Raw genomic sequence first — 21,045 nt, 5'->3', positions numbered from 1 at the left:
ACCTTCATCCACTTCAATGTTTATTGGCTGCTATTTTTTTATTATTTATAAAAATGGGCCAGGACTTCCTGTATTTTTTTCTTTATTTATCGGCTTAAAATCGGTAGTATCGAGCCGAAATTTTACAGCTATGAAGAAGTATATATGGCCATTTTTAGCACTTGGCCTTAGTTATTGTCAGGAAAAAGCCGCGCCGCCAGAGCAGGTTCTGCCCGTCCCCCACGAGCGGCAGATTGCCTGGCAAGACATGCAGTATTATGGCTTCGTCCACTTCAATATGAATACTTTTTCGGATCGGGAGTGGGGCTTTGGCGACGAGAAGCCGGAGCAGTTTAACCCAACGGCACTGGACGCGAAGCAGTGGGCACGGATTGCCAAAGAAGCCGGGATGAAAGGTCTGATCATCACCGCCAAGCATCATGACGGATTTGTCCTTTGGCCATCGGCTTATACTGAGCATTCGGTGAAGAATAGCCCTTGGCGAGACGGAAAGGGCGATTTGATCAAAGAATTTGCGGACGCTTGTAGGGCTGAAGGCCTGAAAGTCGGCATCTATTATTCGCCTTGGGATCGCAATCATCCGGACTATGGCAAGCCGGAGTACATCACCTACATGCGCAATCAACTGACCGAGTTGTTGACCAACTATGGAGAGATCTATGAAATCTGGTTTGACGGCGCAAATGGTGGCACTGGCTGGTATGGCGGTGCCAACGAAGAGCGAAAAGTGGACAAGTTCTCCTATTACGACTGGCCGACGACACTTGAACTGGTACGCAAGCTTCAGCCCAACGCAATGCTTTTCAGCGATGCTGGACCGGATGTGCGCTGGGTGGGCAATGAGCATGGCTTCGCTTACGAAACCACCTGGTCAAACTTGATGCGTGACTCGGTCTATGCGGGAATGCCGGATTTCGATAAATGGGCAACTGGTCAGGAGAACGGAACCCACTGGGTGCCGGCTGAGTCGGATGTCAGTATCCGCCCGGGATGGTACTATCACACCTATGAAGATCACAAAGTCCGGACTCTGCCGGAGCTGATGGAGATCTATTACAAAAGCATCGGACAAAACAGCTCACTCCTCATCAACTTTCCGGTTGATACACGCGGCTTAATTCATGAAAAAGACGAGGAAGCGATCCTCAAGATGGCTGCGAAAGTGAAAGAAGATTTCGCGGTGAATCTGGCCGAGGAAGCTTCTTTTGAGGCAAGTGCGGACCGCGGAATCGAATACGATGCAAAGAACCTCAGCGACGGAGATTTCAATACCTATTGGACGACTCAGGATGGCGAGATGCAAGCCTCGGTGGAGATTGACTTTGGGAAAGAAGTTTCCTTCAACCGTCTTTTGATCCAGGAATTTGTCAATCTGGGTCAGCGGGTGAAGGCTTTTTCCCTGGAAAAAGAAGTGAATGGATCTTGGGAAAAGATCGCTGAAGGCACCACGATTGGATATAAGCGGATACTGAGATTTGCGGACACGCAGGCGCAAAAGATCCGTGTCAATTTCCTCGATGGAAAAGGCATTCCGGTCATCTCTGAGATCGGAGTTTACTCCGCTCCGGCTCTTCTTTTTCCCCCCAAAATAACCCGGACTCCGGAAGGAAAAGTGAGCATCACCGCGGCAGAAGGAGGCTCGGAAATCTATTTTTCCACAGACGGCAGTAAGCCGGAAGCTGGCAAAAACCCGTATACCAATGAATTTGAAGTGTTGACTGCTCAGACCGTGCAGGCGATTGCGGTAGACCCGAGATCGGGCAAAGTGTCAGATCTGGCACGGGTCGACTTTGATCTGCCGAAAGCTCAGTGGAAGGTAGCGGCTACTACGGAAGGCAGCCAGAAAGGCGTAGATGAAGATATCAACTCGTATTGGACTACCGAGAACGACGTTTTTCAAGTCGACTTGGGAGCAAATGCGGTGCTTACTGGGATCACTTACTACCCGATGCAGGGGAGATATCCGAGCGGGTTTATAGCCGACTACGTCATCGAAGTGAGTCAAAATGGAAGTTCTTGGAAAGAGGTCGCGCGGGGAGAGTTTTCCAACATCGCCAACAGCCCCATCGAGCAGATCGTACGCTTTGATGGAGTAGAGGCACGCCACGTCAGACTCAAAGCTTTGAAGACGACCGACGGAGACAAAGCTACGGTTGCAGAATTTGGAGTGATTACCCGATAAACCATTTAAACAATTTTTGGCGATTCTAAGCAAATTGGCTACTTTCTCGGCTCAATTGCTTTGAACCCAACCCTTGCACCCATGAACAGACGAATAGCCTTGCGGCACTTGGCCTTGATCTCGGGAGGACTGATCATGATTCCTTCCTGCGATTTCAGCAAAGAAGATATTCTTGCCGCCTACCAAAACTTGAACATTACCCAAAGCCAGAAAAACCTGCTGGCGGCGGTCTCTGATACCATCATCCCCGCAGGCGAAATCAAAGGCGCCCTCGACCTCGAGGTGGCGGATTTCATCCTGGTGATGGTCAATGATTGTTTCACGAAGGAAAATCAGGGCAAGTTTTCGACTGGTCTGGCAGCTTTTCCCGAGTATGTAAAATCAACTGCAGGGAAGAATTTCGACGCACTTTCTGCCAAAGAAAAAGAGGGAATCATACTCTCTGGAGCCAAACTGGAAGGTGATGACACGGAGGAAGGAAAGAAAAACGGTGCGATTTCTTACTTTTTGAACTCTGCGAAGCGATTTACCATCCAAGGCTATATGGCTTCTGAATACATCCAAACCGAAGTGATCCCTTACTCCTTGATTCCCGGCGAATACAATGGAGCAGTCTTGATCACCGACCTTCAAAAACCGCGTGTCAATGGCTAATTTGAATCTGAAGAGTAAACAAGATAGAACTTATCAAGCTATTGTAATCGGTTCGGGAATCAGTGGGAGTTGGGCTGCGAAAGAGCTTTGTGATCTGGGTGTAAAAACCCTCATGATCGAGCGTGGCCGGAATGTGGAGCACGGCAAAGACTACCCGACGACGAATATGCTTCCGTATGAATTTGAACATAGAGGCCAAATTCCGCAAGCGATCCAGGACGAAAATCCGGTGATCAGCCGCTGCTATGCTTTCCGTGAGGATGCGATGCACTTTTTTGTGAAAGACACCGAGCACCCTTACGTGCAGGAGAAGCCCTTTGATTGGATTCGGGGATATCAAGTGGGAGGAAAATCCCTTCTTTGGGCGAGACAGGTACAGCGTTGGTCAGACTTTGATTTCGAAGGCCCTGCCCGTGATGGCTTCGCTGTGGACTGGCCGATCCGGTACAAGGACATCGAAAAGTGGTACAGCCATGTGGAGAAATTCGCCGGAGTTTCTGGTTTTAGAGATGGTATCGATACGCTTCCTGACGGGGAGTTTTTGCCGGGCTATGAGCTGAATGTGGTAGAGAAATACTTTGCGGAGCAACTCAAGAAGCAATACGGAGGGGATCGTCATATGATCTCGGCCCGATGCGCGCACATCCACGGCAATGCGGAACAGTTTGCTGCCCAAGGCCGAACTCTCTGCCAAAACCGTCAGCTCTGTCAGCGTGGATGTCCTTTTGGAGGCTATTTCAGCTCTAATTCCTCGACGATTCCCTGGGCACTGAAAACAGGAAACCTGACCCTCAGGCCAGATGCAGTCGTACATTCGATCATCTATGACGAAGAAAAGGGAAAAGCAACGGGCGTCCGAATTGTGGACCGCCTGACCAAAGAGACGGAGGAATTTTACGCCGATGTGATCTTCCTCAATGCCGCCGCGATCAACACCAATCTGGTCCTCTTGAATTCCACTTCCACCCGTTTTCCAAATGGTTTGGGCAATGACAGTGGATTGCTGGGCAAATATGTAGCATTCCACAACTATCGCGCGGGTGTCTCCGCCCAATATGAAGGGCATTCCGAATACACCACTTCCGGTGGCCGTCCGACCAGCGGCTATTTTCCGAGATTTCGTAATGTTTACAAGCAAGAAACCGACTTCCTGCGGGGCTATGCAGCGGGATTCTCAGCTAGCCGTGGTGCCCGCTCCAATTCGGACGGGATCGGTATGGAGTTGAAAAACAACCTCCTCAATCCCGATCAATACGGACTCTGGAGCGTGGGATCACACATGATGGGCGAGACTATTCCGAAGGAAAGCAATTACGTCGCCCTCGATCCTAGTCTGAAAGACGAGTGGGGAATTCCCCAGCTCAAGATCAGCGTAGACTACGATGACAACGATGAGAAGATGGTCAAAGACTACATCGAGCAGATGTCGGAGATGTTTACCAAGGCGGGCTTTATCAATATTCAAACCCGCGACGATCACCGTGCTCCGGGACTGGACATCCACGAAATGGGTGGCGTGCGCATGGGCAGAGATCCAAAGACCTCGATGCTCAATGCCAACCATCAACTTCACGCGGTTCCCAATGTCTATGTCACTGACGGTGCATCTATGACCTCCACTTCTACCCAAAATCCTTCACTGACTTACATGGCATTTGCAGCTCGAGCGGCACATCATGCAGTGGCGGAGAGTAAGAAATGAGGCAGAAGGGAATTCTGAAGGCTAAAATTTGAAATTTAAAAAATGCCCAAATCGAGAGATTTGGGCATTTGTTTTTTCGAACCCTTGCCTATTTGTCAAAATTGAAGCTGTAATTGTCCTTCGGGAGGGTCTGTTCCCCCGAATGGAAAGGTTGCAATTTTTTCAAAACGGCTCACTTTGTCTTTCTCAAATGGTCTGCGCAGTAGGATCATTTCGTTGACATTGAAGGAAGCTTTGAATGATTTGTCCTTCCAATCTTGCCAGGCATCTCTAAACTGTTCTGCATCCATGGCTCTTGCGATTGTCAGATGGGCATTGGATGAAAAGTGGGAGTTGTTGCTAGTGAAGCGAGCTGATGCATCCTTTGAGCCCTTGGACAACTGAGCGAAAGGTTGCTTGTTAGATACGTCGAGGAAGATCGTTTGTGACGAAAAACTTCCAAACCCGTCCAATTCCGCTTTAAAGGGGTCCACAGTCATTGCAAAGCGCTCCAGGCTGCTGACGATTGTAGATTCCAGTTTTTCGCGAAGCAGAAAAGTGCCAACCGTGATGTGAGGTGAAAGCCTATTCGCTTTGGTACAGTCGTATTGCTGTGTAAAGAATTGCTTTATTTTCCACGCAAAGCGTCTTACCAACTCGTTGGGGGATATGAGTAACAAGTATTCATAGAGACCCAATGACATCGAATGCTGTGTTTTTTGGTTTTCCATGGTAAAGATTGTTATAGATTGGACTAGGCACTTTTACTGTGCGGCTTCTTCCACCTGAGCTATCTCATAGGCATTTTTGCCGTCTACCTGAACGGGGAGGTAGTATGTATCACCGTACTTGACATAAGTTTGGTCTCCTACTTTTACCTCTTCGGCTCCGTCAGGCAGTTGATCGACGGTCGCGCCGGCGGGAGGTGCGACGACGGTATATTCTCCGTTATCTTTTTCATAGAAAGTGCCTCCGTAGTAGTAATTGTTCACGGTGGGGCTTACCTCTACGGTCTGCGCATCACTTGGGATCACTTTTACCGTGGCTCCCTGCGGAGCTTCGACGACTACATAGCCTCCATCCGATTCTGTATAAAAAACGCCCTGGTCGTAGTGATATTTTTGGTTTTCAACAGACACGATGATCGCCGTGGTAGCCAGCGTGGCGATGAAAAATCCCCAAGGATGCCACATCGGGCCCCAGTAGAACGGCGTGTACGGATGATAGTAATATGGCCTGAAACAGGAAAAGCCATACCCACCCCAAATCACAGGCGGCCGTGGATAAGGGCGATAGGGTGGCCGATAGGCTACGTTTCGGGTGTTCCTGACGTTGATGTTGACATTTTTGCTGTTGTCAATGTTAACCCTGTTTCCAACATTTGTGTTGTTCCCAATATTGTTTCCTGAGTTATTTCCAACCTTGTTGTCTTTGATACTGGCGACTTTGCTGTTGTTGACGGGTTTGTTGGTCACTCTGCTGGAGCCTCCGTTGACAGTAGGTCTGGAGCTGGAATTGGATGCCCTCGCTGTGGTCTGAGGCCTAGAGTTTGCTGCAGGTCTCGCAGCAGCTGGAGTTCTCGCAGCCGGGGCTCGCTGTGGAGCACTTCGGGTAGTCGTGGGTCTTGCTCCTCCTCTGCCTGCGGCAGCACCCCGCATTCGTTGCGCTTCGGCCATGTCGGGTAAAGTCAGCATAGCCAATATTCCCAGCATCATTATTCCTGTCTTTATCTTATACGTTTTCATAAGTTTCTATTAAAATGTTCAGTCCTTTTTAATCCAAGTGATTTGCTTTGCACTTGGAGGGGGTAAAAATTCAAACATAGATTCCGGGTATCCATAATTCAGTTCCCAGTCAGAAAAATCCGTCTCATGCTGGTGGGAATGTATCCCATCGAGATAGGTGATCAGGGTTTTTTTAGGCAGATAATACCCGTCGTCTGAGATCCATAGCTGGAACGTTGCGTTCTCATTGGCTGCACCGATATGGAAAACCCGGTCTCCGTCGATATGGGTCACTCCGAGAAACTCGATGTAGTCCATGTCTTGGGCAAAATCCTTTGAAAAGCTCGGATAAAAAAGATCTGCGGTTGTCAGTTCCACTCCGAAATCTTCATACAACCAATCGATGGTCTCGATTAGATTGTCCGGAGCGTCGGCAATGGTGTATAGGTTGTTTGCAAACGAATAATAAAAGATCTGGGTGCCATTGTAGACGTACAGATCTTCTTTTTTCTCCCCGGCGACTCTCACCGAAAACTTATTCGGTCCGGCAAATCTCACCTTACTGGAGCCAAATTCCTTAATGAAGAAATCCTCGGCATAGACTACATCTTTCGCAACCTGGGTGGTAAAGCCCACGGACTTCAGCTCACCCAATATCGCACTCATCTTATCCAAGATCATCATCGCGGTACTGTCCAATTTTCCCTCTTGGGCCTGTACAAAATGGGCTGAGAATATCAGAACCAGCCCCAAACAAATTCTCTTTATCATACAATCTTAATTAAGGTTGAAAAAACTCCTATTAAATCTAAGAATAAGCCACGAAACGGTGATACCGAATTTTGAAAAAGTGACAGAGAATTGCCTAGTTATTAAAGAGTTCTCTTTTATAGATCGCACTCGCGATCAAAGATCCAATAACCACAACATTCCATTCAAGATCAGTCTATCCTGCTCTTCGTTACCAAAAGTATGAGAAAGTGTCTTATTGGTACCGCCTTCATAGTCGATGTCGTTGTGTCCCATGTTGAAATAGACCATTCGATATTTTTTGTTTGTCCACACGACAGGATAGTACCCATCGTGCCAGATTTCATGGGCTTTGGGTCCGGTGCCTAGCGGAAAGCTAGATGGATCGATCGAAACCAAGATCTCGATGTCTGGGTTTTCCCGAAGGTCAAGCTCCCAGCGATACCATTCATTGGGCGAGGATTTAAAGGTTTGGGGCAATCCTTTGGCCGCTGGATGATCTCTTTGCTCCAGTTTCAGGATTGCGGAAGTTGGTCGCCAAGTATTGCTTGCGTATTGTCCAGATCCAAGGAAGCGGTCATGATACCAATCCCAATCTTGAGGGAAATCGGACGGAGTGAGAGCAAAAGCCGAAAAATGAAAGCCTATCCAGGCGCCGCCGTCTGCAATGTACCTTTCAAAAGCCTTCCGTTGGGTCTCTTTTTCAGGTCTGGTGTCAAGAAATATCACCAGCCGATACTTACCCAGGTTTTCAGAATTCAACTCATCCCAATCAGTCGTGGCACGCACAGCAAATCCATTTTGCTGGCCTTTCTCTTCCAACCAGGGCAGCGCCTCGCCGACAAAGGAAATATGAGCTTGGTCATTTTGAGCAGTATAGAATACGATGACTTGGGGTATTTCTTGGGCCTCGCCCAAGAAGCTCAAGAAAAAGAAAAGCAGAACGGATAGGAGTTTTTTCAAGGCTTGAGAAGATTTGATTCTGAAATTAGGCATTAAAAAAGGAACCTGAAGAGGGGTTCCTTGGAAGACTGGATCAGTTCAGAGGGGAAAACCGGTTAGATTTTCCGATCCAGCCAAACCAACACTCCCAGCCAAATCAAAAATTTCAGAGTCAATCCAATGAAGAAATAACTGATCCATTCTCCTGAGTCCACGTTTGGAAACAGCCATACCAAGTCAGAATCCAACTCAATGTCCCAGCCTGAAAACATCTCTGCAAATGCCAAGTAGGCAATGCTGGCACTGGCAGCGGCGAGAATTACCAAAAGCACTTGTCCTATTTTCAGGATGGTTTTTCCGAGCATTGCTCCCGGATCGGGAAATGAAATCGAGGAATTCATAAGTGTCAGATTTTCTTCAATTTAACAATAAACCAAAAAAGGAACCCATTTCTAGGTTCCTTTTTTGGATATTCAGCAAGACTGGTCTTAGTGTCTTGGTCTGATTTTTTCCTTGATACGTGCAGCTTTACCCTGACGTCCTCTCAGGTAGAACAGACGAGCTCTTCTTACTTTACCTTCTCTCAACACGTCGATTTGCTCGATAGCTGGGGAGATGATAGGGAAGATACGCTCCACGCCTACACCGTTGGAGATTTTACGTACAGTGAAAGTCTCACCGTTAGAGTTGGGGTTTCTACGCTGGATCACAGTTCCTTGAAACTGCTGGATACGCTCCTTGCTACCTTCTTTGATACGTACGTGTACGTTGATGGTATCACCCGCTTTGAAAGAAGGGAACTTGGCTCTCACCTCGCTGTATTCCGCTTCTACAATTTTCATTAAATCGCTCATAGCTTTATGTTTTTATGCTTTCGCAGTGCACCGCCGCAGCGGCTTAAATGAATTACTTTTTTAAACTTTTGTCTCGCCTACTCCCATCCGCTGCCCTTGAGCAGATCCGGACGTTTTTCCTTGGTTCGGCGAACCGACGCTTCAAATCTCCACTCGTTTATCTTGGCTTCATGGCCCGAAAGCAACACTTCCGGGATGCCCATTCCCTCATATTCTGCGGGGCGGGTGTACACCGGTGGTGCCAATAGACCATCCTGAAAAGAATCTGTCAATGCCGAAGTCTCATCATTGAGCACGCCCGGTATCAGTCGGATCACGGCATCAGCGATTACCGCTGCGGCCAATTCTCCGCCAGACAGGACGAAATCTCCAATGCTGATCTCCCGGGTGATAAACTTGTCTCTCACCCGTTGATCGACTCCCTTGTAGTGACCGCAGAGGATCAGGAGGTTTCTCTTCAGGGAAAGCGAATTCGCCATGGGTTGGTCAAAGGTCTCTCCGTCAGGCGTCATGTAGATGATTTCATCGTACGTTCGTTCCTTTTGAAGTGCCTCGATGCATCGGGCGATTGGCTCGATCATCATGACCATCCCGGCTCCACCTCCAAATGCATAGTCATCGACTTGGTTTTGTTTGCCGGTGGCATAATCCCGAAGGTTATGCACCCTGACGCTGGCGAGTCCTTTGTCTTCGGCTCTTTTCAGAATCGAATGGGAAAAAGGCCCTTCCAGCAATCCCGGCACCACAGTGATGATGTCAATATGCATCGCTCAGTCTTCCAGATAGATGTCAAGTAAACCATCGGGTAGCTGGCAGAAAACTTTTTTTGCTGCCTTGTCCACCTTGGTAATGATGCCATCCTGAATCGGGATGAGCACTTCTTTGCCTTGGTGGATCACTCCGAGGAGATCCTGTGTTTCCAGATCGTAGATGATCTGTATTGGCCCGATCAGTCCCAAAGTCTCATCTATGACTTCAAAACCAACCAGTTCGTGGAAGTAATATTGGCCATCTTCGAGCTGTGTAAGCTCGGTCAGCGGAAGATAAGCTTCCGATCCGACCAGGCTTTCGACCGACTCGATCGTGTCCAGTTCTTCAAACTTGGCCAAAGCTCTGTCTCCGGGCTGGATCACAAAGTGCTCCAGAAAGAAGGGAACCAACCGGCCTTTTTGTTCGATGAAGAGGTGCTCCAATCCTTCGTAATCCTCCGGATAATCTACATCAAGCACCACATTTACTTCACCACGAAGTCCATGAACTTTGGCAATTCTGCCTATTTGGAAGCATTGATCCTTGTTCATGGGATTATATACTATTAAGCTTCAGCTTCTCCGCCTTCTGCGGCAGCTTCAGGAGCAACTTCTTCGGAAGCCACTTCAGTTTCAGCAGCTACAGGATTGTTTGCAGATTCAGCAGCGGCAAGCAAAGCCTTTTGCTCATCTTCTTTTGCCTGCTTGGCATCCACTCGAGCCTGGTTTTTAGCAACTTCAGCAGCCAGTGCTTTTGCACGGACATCCGCTTTGGAAGCAGCCAGTTTGTCAGATTTGGAGACGATTTTAGCATCTTTCTCTTCCAACCAAGTGCCGAATTTCGCGTCAGCTTGCTCTTGGGAGATAGCGCCTTTCAAGACACCGATTTGAAGGTGTTTTTTCAGCATGATACCTCTGTAAGAAAGCATTGCCTTCACGGTATCAGTTGGCTGAGCTCCATTCAACAACCAGGTAAGAGCGCGCTCATTGTTGATGTTGATGGAAGCGGGATTTGTGTTCGGGTTGTAAGTTCCGATTTTTTCGATGAAGCGTCCATCACGTGGAGCTCTTGCATCAGCTACAACGACGTCATAGATGGCTTGTTTCTTTCTGCCTCGACGTGCTAATCTGATTTTTACAGACATAATTTTTTAGATTAAGTGATTGGATGGAACCCGTCCATCCTAAATTTGGAGTGCAAAGATAGGGTAAATCATTGGAAAGCCACAAGTTGGATTCAGAATATTTGCCTGTAAATTGAGAATTCCTTTATCTTGCGGCCCGGTTTGCATCTCACTGTGAAAGATTGAGGGAAATTGGGATACAGACAATCCACATCTTATGCCTGATTAGAGATTGTAAACCACTCTCGTCGGCTTACCCGGCCCTGTAGTTCAATGGATAGAACAAGCGTTTCCTAAACGCTAGATCTAGGTTCGATTCCTAGCTAGGCTACAAAAAACCCTTTATACGCGAAGTATAAAGGGTTTTTGATTTTTGGGGAGGCAGTGTTGAGGATGGAATACCCAAAGGAGTAAAGCCTTGCTTAATGAGTCGGAAAAGAATGGGCTATTTACCGACTTGAGTCTTAAGAGCTTCCAGTCTGGTTTTGAAGTCCATCATTCGGCCTCCGGGAGAAGATTCTCCTTGAACGTAAATGACCACAAGACCCAAAGTCGGATCAATTGTAATCCCCAGTGAGACCTCACCACGGGAGAAGAAGTAAACATCCTCTTGGCTCCCTTCGGCATTGTATCGCTGGATCAGATGGTATGCAGCTTTTTCGACTGTGCTCTCATCGGTCTTCAACAATACGGCCACGTAGTTTAATTTGGCATTTTCAAAGAGATACATCACGCCAAGGACTTCTGGATTTTCTCCGGCGTAGATGATGAAATCTGCTGTTTCCGAGTCGATGGTTCTGGTTTCATTCGACTTGACGAAACTGCCACTCTCTCCAAATTTTAGGACAGGCTCTTTATAAACCGTGACGGTGGGAAGCACTTCAACGTTTACTTTTTCGGAGAAAAGACCGTCCGTGGTCTTGACCGTCAATTCTGTCTCACCGACTAAGCCTGCGGTGACTTTACCGTTGTTGTCGACGGTAGCTATCTCTTCATCGGCACTCGACCAAACTAGAGATCCTGGTGCGTAGCCGTCCCGATTGAAGGTCGCTTCGAGCGTATAGGTCTCCTCGTAGTCAATGGAAATTTGTGATTCTGAAACAGTGATTTTCTCATCACCCGGCTCGTCCTCTCCGGAGCAAGAATAAAAAATGGCGCATGCCAAAAGTAAATAATAGAGCTTTTTCATATTGAAAGTGGTTTGGTCCCAAAGATATTTTTAGTGGAAAATCTCACAATACCCTGTGCAGGGTATTTTTTTTCCGCTCAGCATCGCCTTCAAAATAAAAAAGTGGCTTGATTCTCAACAGCCGCCCCTTTTTATTGTTGCCCGTGGTTCGGATCTAGTGGGCGCTTTACAAGGCGTAAGCCACGCCGAACGTCAATCCGAAGCTGTCGTAGCCATCTATTTTGATGTCATAGACTAGGCTCGCGAGGAGCTCCAGTCTTTCGCGGATTTCCATCGAGGGTTCTATTCCAAACCGAACCATGGCGAAGTTTTCCTCCTTTGCAAATTCAGCTCCTCCTCCAGCAAAGACCGTCAGCCACTCCAAGGGGCGATATCCAGCCACCGCGATGCTTGATAAAGGCGTGGAACGAGTGATCACCTTCCCGTCTTCTTCCTCGGATTCTACCTCAAAATCACTTAAGATGAGTTCATTTTGCAGGCCAATGTTCCATTTTTTGTTTAAGCGGAAAGTGTAGTCCAATGCCCAGCTCGGCAAGGCCAGCCATTTTATATCACCTTCTTGGACGCCTTTTGCGACTTGTACATGGCCAATGGCTACTGCCAGACTATGCTTCCTCTCCGATTCTGTCTCTTCCAGCATCTCCTCTTGGGCGTGGGATGTGGTGGAGGTAGAGAGGACTGCTGCGATACCAGCGAACAGGATGATGAGCCAAGTTTTCCATCTTGTTTTGATTGAACTGTTCACGGATTGACCTAATTTTTCTCGAAGGGATAGATGATTTTCCAGTCGTCCTTCATGTCAATGACAGTCCAGCCCTTTTCTCCCGCTTCGTCCAAACCTTTGTCAAAAGTCCCGATATGGGATTTTCTGTCATAGGCCCATTCTCTGATCGAGTCGGTGTGGTGCACGTAGAGCTTGAATGTCTTCAGCTTATTAGAATCCGCCCAACGGAGCATTTGCAGGTCGCCGTCGGAGTTGCCGGCGGCAAAAACCGGCCTGCGTCCAATGTAGCGGTTGATTCCTACAGGCTTGCCTTCCTTGTCGTCAACGAGATCAATCTTAGCCAGTCTTTTAATGATCGGATTGCCGTCATTGTAATCGTATTCAGTCTCGACGCTACTGCCTACCACCTGGTCTTTGGGGATTCCATAGACTCCTTCCACCCAAGGCCGCATAAATTCAATCCCTCCACCGGAAACGATAAAGGTTTTAAAATCATGGGCTCTGAGGTAGTCAAGCAATTCAAGCATCGGCTGAAATACCAATTCGGTGTACAGTTTCTTTTTAACTGGATGCTGGGCGGTATCGATCCAGCTTTTTACAATGCTGTCAAATTCGTCTGTCGTATTCCCGACGTGGGTAGTCATCACCAGTTCAACTAGACCTTTTTCGCCTTGCTGCATCAGTGCGTGCATGTCGTTTTCCAGGACAGCCTTAAATGGCTGCGTGGTTTTCCATTCCGGATGATCAGCAGCCAAGGCTTTTACTCGGTCCAGGGCAAAGAAGAACTGGAAGTAAATAGGTTGCTCCGACCAAAGCGTGCCGTCGTTGTCAAATGTGGCAATCCTGTCTGCCACCGGAATAAAGTTGGCACTCGTCGTATCCGTCACGTCTTCCACATAGCTGATAATCGCTTGCTTGTGCTCGCCCTCATTCCAGGAAGGAAGAGGGTCGATTTCCGTTTCTTGGACGGTTACCTCAGCTTTTTCCGCAGGAGGCGTGCATGCAAAAGAGCCCAAAAGGATGAGATAGGCTAATGTTTTTAGTTTTCCAATCTGAGATTTCATGGTGTAGTCTTTAAAAATTTTTTGTTCGAAAAAAAGCACTGAAAGCAATCCGGGATCAGGGGCTCGGGTCGTAGGAAGCTCCTGTTATTTATTCTCCTTCGTTAAATCCAAATTAATAAAAAATAACAGCAAGAATAATCAGATTCACTGAGGCGGACAAAAAAATGAACTAGATGAATGATATAGCCAATTGATTTTTCGGGTTTTGATCTGTCGGTCCGAAAATCCTCGTGCTAGGGCCCTATAAGCAGGGAGTAAATCCTATTGATTTTCTGAGATTCGTTCAAAAATCGGATAAAGTTCTTTGGCGATGATCCGGTAGCCTTTGTCCGAAGGGTGAAGTCCGTCATAAGTGACGTTGATCGACTTTTCGGGATAGGGGTATTCGTCCTTTTCCGGGTCGAAAGGAACGTCAATAAAGTCTGGATACCTATATTTTTTGTATTGCCCCGTAGCTGGGTTTTTGAGCCATTTATACTTCACCAAATCGGCAAGTCCCATTTGCTTGATGTGAAAAAGATCCGCTACCGGCAGACCTTCTTGGTTTCCGATGGTCTTGATCGCATTGACGAAATCGCCAAGATTTTGGCCGTTTTTGTCCTGATAAGATCCAAAGGCGTTGTTTTTGGGATTGTTGATGTACACGAAATCCACGCGCTGCATCGGCGTGATCAGGATGATTTTCGCTTGGGGATTGAGCAGGCGGATTTTGTCGATCATTACCCGAAATGCGCCATGCACCGTCTCGGGACCGGTCGAATTTTTATAGTCGGCCAGCGTGCCCAGCGGCTTGCCACCCCACCAGTCGTTGGTTCCCAGGAATATGCTGTAAATGTCAGCTTTCGGGATCTCCAACTTGTCAAATTCCTGTGCGATCCGCACCGCAGTCCAGCCGTTGTATCCTTTGTTGATGACGGCGATTTCCGGAAATTTTTCTTCTATTAAAGAGAGGTATCCCTTGCTGATCCGGTTCCCGGTTTCGTCGGGATGATCATTTAGGTAGGTGATGGAGTCTCCGATGGCCACCCAGGTCAGGGACTTTGGACTTTTGGCAGAGATAAGTAGAAAGCAAAGAAGGACTAAAATGTACTTTTTCATAAACAATGGTCTAACTGAACAGAAGCGGCGGATCTGCTTTTTTCAAAGTAAAACCTCCGCGTAAAATGATTTTGAGATGTTTGCTACTGCTCTTAAAAATCCATCTTGTTTTCTTAAAAACAAACTTGGTTTCGGGAGTTTTTATCGTTCGGAATGGATTCGGAATTTTAATCTAAACTTGGAAAATCAGTATCTTTCGTTCTTCTAAACCAATTCACTTTTATCAATAACTCTTTAACAGTATGAAAAAAATAGCTTTACTCTTTCTATTAATTTTGGCCGGAAATTTGGCGATCGCCCAAGACGCTCCGACCAAACCTTGGTATCTCGTTTCGGCTTCAGAGACAATTCTTTCTTGGGGTAATGTGGAAGCAACCGGACTTGACACGAAGAACGTTGGCCGATTTACTCCCTTTATCAACGTCGGCCTTCTGCTTCACCGGGATTTCAATGAAAAAACCGGGTTCTACACCGGTATCGCTTCCCGAAACGTCGGTATTATCACCGATCTGAATGATTCTATCCGGATGAAACAACGTGTTTATACCGTTGGTATCCCGGTGGCTTTCAAGTTCGGCGACATGAACGGCAACCTGATTGCTGCCGGTATTGACAATGAATTCGCCGTTAATTACAAGCAGAAAAAGTATGTGAACGACGAAAAGAGCAAGACCAATATCTGGTTTAGCGACCGGACTAACATCTATCTACCATCTGTGTTCGCGGAGCTGAAATCCAAAAAAGGAAACTACATCCGATTCAAATACTACTTGACAGACTTCTTGAAGGAAGACAATCAATCCGTCAACGAACCGGGCGTAGTCTATACCCCAACCCAGAGTACCATGATGTATGTCTCGGTGGGCTACATGATCAAGACGAGAGAAATCATCAAATAAGATTAGACAAGCTAAAGACAGAAAGGCTGCATTTCAGATGAGATGCAGCCTTTTTTTGGTTAAAATCTTGCCGAAAAAGGTAACTCGGGGTGCCTGATGAAGAGGAGTATTTTCAGTGATAGAAATTGCGACGTCGCCCATGCTTTGGTTTTCCAATGAATACCATTACCTTTGCAGCCACGAAAGGGGGTGTATACTATGATCATTGTAAACGTAAAAGAGAACGAATCCATCGAAAAAGCGCTGAAGCGTTTTAAAAAGAAGTTTGACAAAACCGGTGCGGTTCGCGAACTGAGAGCCCGTCAGGCTTTCACGAAGCCTTCTATCGTAAGAAGAGCACAGGTCATCAAAGCTGCTTACAAGCAAAATCTTCGTGACGAAGAAATGAAGTAATCAGATTTGATTCCAAATACAGACGCACTTGTCCCTCAGGCAAGTGCGTTTTTGTTTTTTAATCTGTGACAATTGTCTGCTTTTGCATTCCGATTTTCTGCTAACTTTTAGGTAATGATTGATTCATTCATCAACTACCTCGAGTACGAAAAACGGAGCAGTCCGCACACCGTGGTCGCTTACCGGAAGGACCTGGAGCAGGCCGCGGAGTTTGTGGCGATCTCTTTTGAGATCAAGGAACTTCAGCAATGCACCCATCCAGATCTCCGTGCCTGGGTCATCGATCTGGTGGAGCAGGGGCTGAGCGCCACGACCGTCAACAGGAAGATTGCCTCTCTCAAGTCTTTTTTCAAATTTTTGCTCCGGTCTCGGGTGATCTCCCAAGACCCGACCTACAAGTTAAAATCCCTTAAAAAACCGAAAAAACTTCCTGAGTTTGTACAAGAAACGACCATTGAGTCCGTACTAGAAGAGAGCGTCTACGAACCGACCTTTGAAGGGCAACGTGACCGAATGGTGATGGAGTTTCTCTATCTCACAGGAGTCCGACTCTCGGAGCTTACGGCGTTGAAGTGGCGCGATCTTAACCTCATCGAAGATCAAGTGAAAGTTTTGGGAAAAAGGAACAAAGAAAGAATAATCCCTCTAACAAGGATACTTAAGAAAAATATAATTTTGTACAGCAAAGTATTTGAAGAAAGGTTTTCGAAAATTGAGGGGAATGCCTATTTTATTGTCAGCAACCGGGGCGAACAAGCCTATTCTATGATGATTTACAGGATTGTCAGACATTATCTGGATCTTTTTGCCCAAAATACCCGGCGTAGTCCCCATTTGCTCAGGCATACCTTTGCTACACACTTGCTCAACAAAGGAGCTGATCTCAACGCCGTCAAAGACCTGCTCGGGCATTCTAGTCTGGCCGCCACACAGGTCTATACCCACAACTCAATGGAAAAACTGAAGGCTGTGTTCGAACAGGCACATCCTAAAGCCTAAATAAATCAATTGTTCAACCACTTAAATGCAAATCGTTATGAAACTGCAGATGCACTCCATCCATTTTGACGCCGACAGCAAGCTGATCGACCTTATTCAAAAAAAGGCTGACAAACTGGATACTTTCTTTGATCGAATCATAGATGGGGAGGTTTTTATGAGGCTAGATAAAAACGAAAAGAATGAAAATAAGATAGTTGAAGTCAAGCTCAACGTCCCGGGAAAGCAGTTCTTTGCCAAGAACCAAGCCGACTCCTTCGAAGCGGCAGCAGATGAGTCCATCGAAGGCTTGAGAAGGCAAATCAAAAAATACAAGGAAAAGGTAGTCCTGGTCAAACAGTGACTTTGACAAATAAATAGATTTAAACCCTCAGGAAACTGGGGGTTTTTTATTTTTGCCCTTTGTCAAATGGAACTAGCCTCTAACTATCATATGCGCTTTTGGGTAATCACGATTGCCCTTGCCGCCGTCAAGATCATTTTCACCCTTCGCCCGGAGATTAATCTTTTCACAGAAGAGGCGCAATACTGGCTTTGGTCGCAGAATATGGCCTGGCACTATTACTCCAAGCCGCCCCTAGTCGCTGTGCTCAACTATCTCAGTACGGCTGTTTTGGGAAATACAGAGCTCGGAGTCAGGATCAATGCGATCTTGAGTGGGGTTGGGATTGCTTGGGTGACTTATCTTTTTGCGTCGCATCTATATGGCTCCAAAGCCGGATTTTGGGCGGGCTTGCTCGCTCAGGCGATGCCGGTCTGGTGGCTGGCGTCGACTTTTCACATGACGGATTCCTCACTCACGTTTTTTTGGATTCTGGCGGTTTATTTAGCGTATCGTGGAGTTGAGGAAAAGAAAACCTCTTGGTGGATCTGGGCGGGTGTCGCCACGGCTTTTGGCCTGATGGCCAAGATGGTGATGCTTTTGATCTTCCCGACGGTCCTGATTTATTTGTTTTTTGTCAGAAGCTTCAAGTTGCAACAAAAGAATTTCGCCGTTTTTGTCGGCGTCAGCTTGCTGGGTTTTGTACCGGCCCTGATATGGAATTGGCAAAACAACTTCGATACGTTTAAACACCTTGCGACCCTCGGAGGCGCTGGAGGAGGAGAGTCAAAGCCCGTCGATTTGGGAAATTCGTTGAAGTGGTTTTTGGAATACTGGAGCGGCCAACTGGCGATTATCTCGCCGTTTCTGCTGCCTGCTTGGTTAGTGTGTTTTAGGGATGTTTTCAAAACCAAAGACAACAGGTCATTATACCTCGCATTGCCTGGAGTTCTGGCCTTTTTGGCTTTTGCTTCGCTTAGCTTGATGAAAAGAGTCGAAGTCAACTGGCCGATATTTGCGTACACCGGTTTCGCGGTTTTTTTGGGAGGCTGGATCGTTTCGCAATCGCAGGCCTGGCGTCGGTATGCGATGGTGGCAATTGTGTTGAGTATCGCCATCCCCACGATTTTTCTGCTTCCTGATATCACTTTTCTAAAATCCATTCCGTCAATCCAAAAGGGCGAGCAAAAAGCCTTGAATAGGCTGCTAGGACATGAGCAGTTGGCTCAGCGCTTGGAATTCTTGAAAGATAGTCTGGCGCTGGAAGACGAATTTTACTTTTCGGATTCTTACCATACCGCCTCGGAGCTTTCATTTTACCTCGAGGGGCATCCCCAGAGCTATGTGATGAATATGGGATCGAGGAAAAATCAATTCGATCTCTGGACGGACATGTCGCAGTTTGTAGGCGGGGAAAATGAGGGTGTCTTTGTCAGTATGAATCATGAGACCATGCAAGATCGCGCCACCTTTGAGAGCCTGATCTACGAGGAGACTTTTACACCAGACTACCGCCAGATCCCGATCCGAAGCGTCAAGATTCAGGTCTGGAAAAATCTCCAGTCCTACCAGCCGTTTGTGCCGGATACTTACTAAACGAAGGCTATTGCCAGTCCGTGATTGAGGTGTTTTTGTCGCCAAGCGTAAAAACCCCTATTTTTGACCAAATTTCAGCACATGACCAAGCCGCTCATTTCCGTTGTCATCACCGTGTACAACGAGGAAGACAATATCCAGCCTCTATTGGAAGCCACTTATTCGGCTCTTTCGCAGATCGACTACGAAGTGATCCTGATCGAAGACGGCTCTACGGACAGGACTGTGGCTGAGGTCAAAAAATACGCAAACAGCCGCACCAAGCTGATTATTTTCAACAGAAATCACGGGCAAACTACTGCTCTCGCTGCGGGCATCGACATGGCCACAGGTGAGTACATTGCCACGATGGACGGCGATCTGCAGAATGACCCGACGGACATTCCCTTGATGCTGCAAAAAGCGATCGACGAAGAATGGGACGTCGTGGCAGGTCGCAGGGCGAATCGGAAGGACGGTTTTGTGCTGCGTAAAATTCCCAGCAAGATCGCCAACTGGGTGATCCGGAATACGACCAAGGTATATCTGAAAGATTATGGGTGCACGCTCCGTGTGTACAAAGCGGAGATCGCACAGGGCATGGGGCTTTACGGAGAGCTGCACCGCTTTATCCCTGTGCTGGCAAAACAGCAAGGTGCGCGCATGACCGAGATGGATGTGAAGCATCACCCACGCATCCACGGAGAATCCAAATACGGGCTGAGTCGGACGTTCAAGGTGATGTCTGATCTGATCCTGATGCTGTTTTTTCAAAAGTACTTCCAGCGTCCGATTCACTTGTTTGGTGGGATCGGGCTGATTTCCTTTTTGCTGGGCTCACTGATCAGTTTTTATCTGTTGATTTTGAAGATTCTTGGAGAAGATATCTGGGGTAGGCCGATCATGATCTTGGGTTTCATCCTGATTTTGGGAGGGATTCAGCTGATCACCACGGGGATTATCGCTGAGATCATCGTTCGGACTTATTTCGAATCTCAGGACAAGAAGACCTACACCGTGAGGTCGGTTTATCAGGGAGTGGTCGAGGAGAAAGCAGGCAGTCTCAGTGATCAGTAATGGATTCCGGTTGTGCTGCTTCTCCGGAGCCAATCCTGATTTAGAACCCTAAACGCTCCATCGTGGCCAGATTCAAAAACCAGCTCAAAACCGCACTTAAGCTCTTGCTGACTGGATTGGCTTTGTTTCTGGTTTTTCGAAAAATAGACACCGATCAGCTGTTGCAAACTGCCAAATCCATCCAGTGGCTCTGGCTGATTCCTGCCGTATTATTTTTTGTGGGAAGTAAAATTGCCACCGCTTTTCGCCTCAACCTGTATTTTAAAAACATCGGACTTCATATCTCGGAACGGCAAAACTGGCGACTTTACCTCGTCGGGATGTTTTACAATCTATTTCTTCCCGGTGGGATCGGGGGCGACGGCTACAAAGTCTATCTGCTCAACAAGCACTACAAGACCCCCGTCAAATCCCTGGTACAAGCCTCACTTTTGGATCGACTGGGTGGGCTCGTGGCTATTGTCTTTTTGTTGCTGATATTCATTTTTGCCGTGGATTTGGATTTGCCTTTCGCTTCGGAAATTCCCTGGGAGTTACTGGTTGGAATTGCTGCTTTGCTGGTATTCCCGGCTTTTTGGTTGATGCAAAAAGTTCTGTTGAAAGCTTTCTTGCCCTCTTTTTGGAAAGCCAATGCCTGGTCGATGGCGGGTCAATTGGCTCAGTTGGTTTGTGCTTGGTTTATCCTGAAAAGCCTCGGGGTGACGGAGAATTTCTTGGCCTATCAGCTGGTCTTTTTGCTTTCCTCCATCGTGGCGGTGTTACCTCTGACGATCGGCGGAGTCGGTGCGCGTGAGCTGGTTTTTGTCTACGCGCATACCTATGTGGGGATTGATGAGGCGATCGCAGTCGCGTTCAGCTTGATCTTTTTCTTGATCTCGGCGGCCGTTTCCTTGACTGGATCCTTTATCAAGGTCGAATTGGGTATAAATTCATAAAAACCTGAATATCAATGATTTTATGATAAATTATCCATGCAGATTTAAAATTTGCATGGATACTTTCAAGTCCAAATCTCAGATTTGTTCAATCTAATTACCTTTGCCCA

General features: G+C 47.3%; 23 protein-coding genes and 1 tRNA gene. 11 read left to right on the top strand and 13 right to left on the bottom strand.

The window, feature by feature from the left end; all coding sequences use genetic code 11:
- Nucleotides 1-130: 130 nt before the first annotated feature.
- From G459_RS0105205 to G459_RS0105195, 3 genes are all read left to right on the top strand, one after another.
- Nucleotides 131-2,182, top strand: coding sequence for an alpha-L-fucosidase (locus G459_RS0105205; RefSeq protein WP_026966690.1), 2,052 nt, complete (start codon nucleotides 131-133; stop codon nucleotides 2,180-2,182).
- 81 nt (nucleotides 2,183-2,263) lie between these two features.
- Nucleotides 2,264-2,836 carry a gluconate 2-dehydrogenase subunit 3 family protein gene (locus G459_RS0105200; RefSeq protein ID WP_026966689.1) on the top strand — a complete coding sequence of 191 codons (573 nt, stop codon included), beginning with the start codon at nucleotides 2,264-2,266 and terminating at the stop codon, nucleotides 2,834-2,836.
- Nucleotides 2,829-4,538, top strand: coding sequence for a GMC oxidoreductase (locus G459_RS0105195; protein WP_026966688.1), 1,710 nt, complete (start codon nucleotides 2,829-2,831; stop codon nucleotides 4,536-4,538). The genes G459_RS0105200 and G459_RS0105195 overlap by 8 nt, the downstream gene beginning before the upstream one ends.
- 95 nt (nucleotides 4,539-4,633) lie before the next feature.
- On the opposite strand, the gene G459_RS0105190 is transcribed toward G459_RS0105195, so the two are convergent.
- The 9 genes from G459_RS0105190 to G459_RS0105150 form a co-directional block, all read right to left on the bottom strand.
- Nucleotides 4,634-5,248, bottom strand: coding sequence for a 2'-5' RNA ligase family protein (locus tag G459_RS0105190; RefSeq protein ID WP_026966687.1), 615 nt, complete (start codon nucleotides 5,246-5,248; stop codon nucleotides 4,634-4,636).
- 33 nt (nucleotides 5,249-5,281) lie between these two features.
- Nucleotides 5,282-6,262: a DUF6515 family protein gene (locus G459_RS0105185; protein ID WP_026966686.1), complete on the bottom strand. Its 981-nt coding sequence runs from the start codon at nucleotides 6,260-6,262 to the stop codon at nucleotides 5,282-5,284.
- Between the two features lie 18 nt (nucleotides 6,263-6,280).
- Complete coding sequence (locus G459_RS0105180) at nucleotides 6,281-7,012, bottom strand: DUF2092 domain-containing protein (RefSeq protein ID WP_026966685.1); 732 nt, start codon at nucleotides 7,010-7,012, stop codon at nucleotides 6,281-6,283.
- A 135-nt stretch (nucleotides 7,013-7,147) separates the two neighbouring features.
- Nucleotides 7,148-7,987, bottom strand: coding sequence for a ThuA domain-containing protein (locus G459_RS0105175; protein WP_051315079.1), 840 nt, complete (start codon nucleotides 7,985-7,987; stop codon nucleotides 7,148-7,150).
- A 62-nt stretch (nucleotides 7,988-8,049) separates the two neighbouring features.
- Nucleotides 8,050-8,334, bottom strand: coding sequence for a hypothetical protein (locus tag G459_RS0105170; RefSeq protein ID WP_026966683.1), 285 nt, complete (start codon nucleotides 8,332-8,334; stop codon nucleotides 8,050-8,052).
- 87 nt (nucleotides 8,335-8,421) lie between these two features.
- Entirely contained in the window at nucleotides 8,422-8,787 is a 366-nt protein-coding gene (gene rplS, locus G459_RS0105165) for a 50S ribosomal protein L19 (RefSeq protein ID WP_026966682.1), read from the bottom strand.
- Between the two features lie 77 nt (nucleotides 8,788-8,864).
- Nucleotides 8,865-9,554, bottom strand: coding sequence for a tRNA (guanosine(37)-N1)-methyltransferase TrmD (gene trmD / locus G459_RS0105160; RefSeq protein WP_026966681.1), 690 nt, complete (start codon nucleotides 9,552-9,554; stop codon nucleotides 8,865-8,867).
- 3 nt (nucleotides 9,555-9,557) lie between these two features.
- Nucleotides 9,558-10,088 carry a ribosome maturation factor RimM gene (gene rimM, locus G459_RS0105155; protein ID WP_026966680.1) on the bottom strand — a complete coding sequence of 177 codons (531 nt, stop codon included), beginning with the start codon at nucleotides 10,086-10,088 and terminating at the stop codon, nucleotides 9,558-9,560.
- 14 nt (nucleotides 10,089-10,102) lie between these two features.
- Nucleotides 10,103-10,681, bottom strand: coding sequence for a 30S ribosomal protein S16 (locus G459_RS0105150; RefSeq protein WP_026966679.1), 579 nt, complete (start codon nucleotides 10,679-10,681; stop codon nucleotides 10,103-10,105).
- Between the two features lie 238 nt (nucleotides 10,682-10,919).
- Between G459_RS0105150 and G459_RS0105145 the strand changes: the two genes are divergently transcribed.
- Nucleotides 10,920-10,991, top strand: a tRNA-Arg gene (locus G459_RS0105145).
- Between the two features lie 114 nt (nucleotides 10,992-11,105).
- Here the strand turns inward: G459_RS0105145 and G459_RS0105140 are convergent.
- From G459_RS0105140 to G459_RS0105125, 4 genes are all read right to left on the bottom strand, one after another.
- Entirely contained in the window at nucleotides 11,106-11,849 is a 744-nt protein-coding gene (locus tag G459_RS0105140; protein ID WP_026966678.1) for an Ig-like domain-containing protein, read from the bottom strand.
- A 166-nt stretch (nucleotides 11,850-12,015) separates the two neighbouring features.
- Entirely contained in the window at nucleotides 12,016-12,594 is a 579-nt protein-coding gene (locus tag G459_RS0105135) for a hypothetical protein (protein WP_026966677.1), read from the bottom strand.
- Between the two features lie 8 nt (nucleotides 12,595-12,602).
- Nucleotides 12,603-13,637 carry an HAD family hydrolase gene (locus G459_RS0105130; RefSeq protein WP_026966676.1) on the bottom strand — a complete coding sequence of 345 codons (1,035 nt, stop codon included), beginning with the start codon at nucleotides 13,635-13,637 and terminating at the stop codon, nucleotides 12,603-12,605.
- Nucleotides 13,638-13,898: 261 nt separating this feature from the next.
- Nucleotides 13,899-14,735, bottom strand: a complete 837-nt coding sequence (locus G459_RS0105125) for an SGNH/GDSL hydrolase family protein (protein WP_026966675.1) — start codon at nucleotides 14,733-14,735, stop codon at nucleotides 13,899-13,901.
- Nucleotides 14,736-14,977: 242 nt separating this feature from the next.
- On the opposite strand from G459_RS0105125, the gene G459_RS0105120 reads away from it, so the two are divergent.
- The 7 genes from G459_RS0105120 (at nucleotide 14,978) to G459_RS0105090 (ending at nucleotide 20,935) form a co-directional block, all read left to right on the top strand.
- On the top strand, nucleotides 14,978-15,634 hold the full coding sequence (locus G459_RS0105120) for a hypothetical protein (protein WP_026966674.1): 657 nt from the start codon (nucleotides 14,978-14,980) through the stop codon (nucleotides 15,632-15,634).
- Between the two features lie 198 nt (nucleotides 15,635-15,832).
- Nucleotides 15,833-16,027 carry a 30S ribosomal protein S21 gene (gene rpsU, locus G459_RS0105115; RefSeq protein ID WP_026966673.1) on the top strand — a complete coding sequence of 65 codons (195 nt, stop codon included), beginning with the start codon at nucleotides 15,833-15,835 and terminating at the stop codon, nucleotides 16,025-16,027.
- A 114-nt stretch (nucleotides 16,028-16,141) separates the two neighbouring features.
- Entirely contained in the window at nucleotides 16,142-17,026 is an 885-nt protein-coding gene (locus G459_RS0105110; protein ID WP_026966672.1) for a tyrosine-type recombinase/integrase, read from the top strand.
- Between the two features lie 37 nt (nucleotides 17,027-17,063).
- On the top strand, nucleotides 17,064-17,369 hold the full coding sequence (gene hpf, locus G459_RS0105105) for a ribosome hibernation-promoting factor, HPF/YfiA family (RefSeq protein ID WP_026966671.1): 306 nt from the start codon (nucleotides 17,064-17,066) through the stop codon (nucleotides 17,367-17,369).
- Nucleotides 17,370-17,435: 66 nt separating this feature from the next.
- Nucleotides 17,436-18,944: an ArnT family glycosyltransferase gene (locus tag G459_RS0105100; RefSeq protein ID WP_026966670.1), complete on the top strand. Its 1,509-nt coding sequence runs from the start codon at nucleotides 17,436-17,438 to the stop codon at nucleotides 18,942-18,944.
- An 81-nt stretch (nucleotides 18,945-19,025) separates the two neighbouring features.
- Nucleotides 19,026-20,000 (top strand): glycosyltransferase family 2 protein, encoded by a 975-nt coding sequence (locus G459_RS0105095; RefSeq protein ID WP_026966669.1) that lies wholly within the window; start codon nucleotides 19,026-19,028, stop codon nucleotides 19,998-20,000.
- Nucleotides 20,001-20,062: 62 nt separating this feature from the next.
- Complete coding sequence (locus G459_RS0105090) at nucleotides 20,063-20,935, top strand: lysylphosphatidylglycerol synthase transmembrane domain-containing protein (protein ID WP_026966668.1); 873 nt, start codon at nucleotides 20,063-20,065, stop codon at nucleotides 20,933-20,935.
- Nucleotides 20,936-21,045: the final 110 nt, after the last annotated feature.

It is taken from the genome of Algoriphagus terrigena DSM 22685, from assembly GCF_000429445.1.
Taxonomy (GTDB): domain Bacteria; phylum Bacteroidota; class Bacteroidia; order Cytophagales; family Cyclobacteriaceae; genus Algoriphagus; species Algoriphagus terrigena.
This window is presented reverse-complemented; position numbering and strand designations above follow the sequence as displayed.